The organism is Streptomyces sp. NPDC059456, from assembly GCF_042750055.1.
Classification (GTDB): domain Bacteria; phylum Actinomycetota; class Actinomycetes; order Streptomycetales; family Streptomycetaceae; genus Streptomyces.
This window is the reverse complement of the sequence record NZ_JBHYVA010000459.1, coordinates 3,639-6,904: the sequence shown is the minus strand read 5'-3', so window position 1 is coordinate 6,904 and position 3,266 is coordinate 3,639. Positions and strand designations below refer to the sequence as shown.

2 protein-coding genes are annotated in these 3,266 nt (G+C 78.0%); one reads left to right on the top strand and one right to left on the bottom strand.

From position 1 onward, the window contains the following. Nucleotides 1-14 precede the first annotated feature (14 nt). The gene (locus tag ACFXA3_RS30275) at nt 15-1,523 is read right to left on the bottom strand and encodes a DUF6350 family protein (RefSeq protein ID WP_385191785.1); all 1,509 of its coding nucleotides are present in this window, start codon (nt 1,521-1,523) and stop codon (nt 15-17) included. A gap of 122 nt (nt 1,524-1,645) precedes the next feature. Here ACFXA3_RS30275 and ACFXA3_RS30270 point away from each other — a divergent pair, with 122 nt between their 5' ends. Next, nucleotides 1,646-3,178, top strand: a complete 1,533-nt coding sequence (locus ACFXA3_RS30270; RefSeq protein ID WP_385191784.1) for a helix-turn-helix domain-containing protein — start codon at nt 1,646-1,648, stop codon at nt 3,176-3,178. The last annotated feature ends 88 nt before the right edge of the window (nt 3,179-3,266 follow it).

The window sequence follows — 3,266 nt, the reverse complement described above, 5'->3', positions numbered from 1 at the left end:
CCGCGTCAGTTGTGTTAAAGATCCAGCTCCGTCCCCTGCCTGCGCTCCGGCTCCTTCTCCGGCCCGCGCTCCGGCTCCGGCCCGCGCTCCTTCCCCTGCCTGCGCTCCGGCTCCGGCCGGGGCTGCGGGGACTCCTGGGCCAGGTCGGGGACCAGCGTGCCCGCGGCCCGGCGCAACGCCTCCCAGCGCAGCTCCCGTACGCCGCTGTCGTGCCAGTCGTCCTCCGCCTCCCTCGCGAGGGCGTCCGCCTGCCGGGCGGGCCTGGTCCGCCAGGAGTGCACCGCCACCGCCACCGGCACCGCCGGGAGCAGCGTCCAGACGAGGGCCGCGGCGCCGGTCGCCCACCACACCGGGCCGAAGCTCGCCAGCCCGCGCGAGCCGAGCGGCCCCGAGGCGGCCGCCGCGAGCCCGGCCATCAGCAGCGCGCACACCAGCGCGCCCAGAGCCGCCGTCAGGGCGGTTTCCCGGTACCGGACTTCACGCGCCCGGCGTACCGCGAACCACCCGACGGCCAGTCCGGCCAGCAGCGGCACGCCCGCGGCCGCACAGGTCAGCAGCGACCCCGGCCCCTGCGGCGGCAGCGCCGCCAGCAGCGGGAACCTCGGCAGCGCGGGCGATCCGGCGAAGCCCAGCGGGGTCGCGGTCGCACCGGCGCCGAGGGCGAAGCCGGGACCGAGGGCGTAGGCCGCGCCCCACACCACGGCGTTCGGGAGCAGCGCGAGCGCGAGGAGCAGCACCGCGAAGCGGCCGGACCAGACCCCGGTCAGCGCCAGGAAGGACCCCTGGACCTCCGCCGCGTGCCAGGCGAGCGAGGCCCCGACGAGCAGTGCGCCGCCGCCCAGCAGGACGAGGACCCCCGCGGCTCCGGCGCGCAGCGCGACCGCGTAGCGGGGGCGGGCGAAGGCCCGGCGCACGGCTTCCGGGACCCGGTGCGGCAGCGGGCCGACCGGACGCCCCTTGGCCGCCCACACCCCGCCGGCGGCGGCGAGCGCGGCGACCAGCGGTACGTGCCAGGCGGCGCTCAGCGGGTCGGCGGGCATGGGGCCGCCGGCCGCGTAGACGGTGGCGATCGATCCGACGCAGAGGTATCCGCAGGTCACGGCCGAGAAGACGGCACTGGCGGGCAGGATCTCGTCGCCGTCCCCCGCATCGCTGCCGTCGCCCGGGGCGCTGCCGAGGCGGGCGGCGCGGCGCATCAGCAGCGCGGGCAGCCCGACGAGCAGCAGCGGGGTCACTCCGACGGGCGCCGGCACCCCGGACAGCGTGTCGTAGCGGACGAGCTCGGTCCCGTGGGCGAGCAGCCAGAGCCCGGCGGCCAGGTGCAGGGCTCCGCCCGGGCCGCTGTCGGGGTACGGGGAGCTGATCCACAGCACGATGACGAGCACGGCCAGGAAGCCGAGCCCCAGTCCGGCGGCCATGGCTCCGCCCAGTACGCAGGCGGCGGCGGCCGGCGAACGGCGCCGCCCGGCTGCGGCCCGCCGGGCCGTCGGCAACGGGGTCCCGCGTTCGGTCACTTGGGTCACTCCGCCATGGTGCCAACGACACGCGCTTTGTTCGGGTAACAGGCAAATGTCCGTGGTGTCGCTCAATATACGTTTATGTACTTTTTCGCCCATGTCTGTCGGCAGGCCAAGGGGAGTGTGGCATGACTGCGAGCGTCGAGGAGCCGAAGCTCCCCTCGCCCAAGGAACGCCGCAGACTGCGCGAGGCGGCGGACCTGACGTACGAGGACGTCGCGGCGGCGGTCGGCGTGACCGTCACCACGGTCCGCTCCTGGGAGACGGGCCGCACGGGCCCCCGGGGGCGCAAACGCGAGGCCTACGCCCTTTTCCTGGCCTCCTTGACCACCCCGCCCCCGCCCGAGACCGCTGCTCCGGCACCGCCCCCGCCCGAGACCGCTGCTCCGGCACCGGTCCCGGCCGGGACCCCGGTTCCGGCGCCGCCCATGACGCCGCCTCAGGGCCCTGGGGCCGACGGCCGCGGTACGGAATCCGCCGGGGCCGCAGGGGCCGCGGACGCGGCCCTCCCGCCGGCGGACGCCGGCGCGCCCGGACCCGTGGGCGCGGCGGCGGCTGACGCCGGGTCATCGGCCGGACCCGACGGGCGGGCGTCGCGGATGCAGGCGCTCTACCGCCCCTTCGGCACCGACCGGCGCGGGCAGCAGCCCCTTCCGGCGGTCCCGACCGAGCCCGGCTTCCTGCCGCGGCACGACGCCGGGTTCACCGCCAGGGCCGCCGCCGGCGGCATCGGCGTGCCCGGCCCCGGGACCTCCTGGTCGCCCGTCCGCCTCCCGGACCCCGCGCCACCGCAGCCGGCCCCCGCCGCGGAGGAATCCGTACCGGCCCCGGCCGGGCCCGAACGGCCGCCCGGGCCGCGGGAGGTGTTCGACGCGATGTACGACTACGCCGCCCCCGCCCTCACGCGGCAGGCGTACCTGCTCACCGGCCGCCGCAGCCTCTCCCAGGAGGCCGTCGAGCAGGCGTTCCAGCAGGCCTGGGCGCGGTGGCCCGAGGTGGCCGTGGACCCCGACCCCGTCGGCTGGGTGCGCGCGGCCGTGTACGAGTACGCCCTCTCCCCCTGGCACCGGTTCCGCCGCGCCCACAAGCACCCCGAAGAGGCCCCCGCCGCCCCGGCCGACCGGATCCTGATGGACGCCATGCTGGCGCTCCCCGCGGCCCACCGCCGTACCGTGCTGCTCTACGACGGCGTCGGCCTCGACCTCCCCGACACCGCGGCCGAGACGGAGGCCACCACCCCCACCGCCGGCAACCGCCTGCTGCGCGCGCACGCCGCCCTCGCCGACCGGATCCCGGAACTGGCCGCCGCGCCGCCCGGGAAGGAGTCCGCCGTGCTGCGCGAGCGGCTCGGCGCGGTCACGCCGGCCGTCCGGCTGGAGCCCCGGCCCGCGGCCGTCGTCCGCATGGCCGCCGAGCACCGTGTCACGCGGTGGACCCGCGCGTTCCTCGGCCTGACGGCCGTGATCGCCGTCGCGACCGCGTACACCACCGTGACCGCGCCCCGCCAGTACGAACCCCCCGTCGCCCCCGGCGCGAGCGTCTCGGGGGTCCCGCCGCTCAGCGGCCCCCAGCGGCTCACCGAGGAGACCCGCCAGCTCCACGACAAGCTGCGCGAACACCCCGCGCACAAGCCGGACCGGCTCGCCCCCAGCCTCGAATAGCCGCGGGCGGACCACGGAAAACGGGGGGGGGGGGGGGGCGCGCGGGGGGGGGGGGGGGGGGCGCGGGGGGGCGCGGCCGCCCGACCGC

Bases quoted from the DNA above. Each gene is read 5' to 3' on its own strand.
- ACFXA3_RS30270 (WP_385191784.1), top strand. From the start codon at position 1,646: ATGACTGCGAGCGTCGAGGAGCCGAAGCTCCCCTCGCCCAAGGAACGC.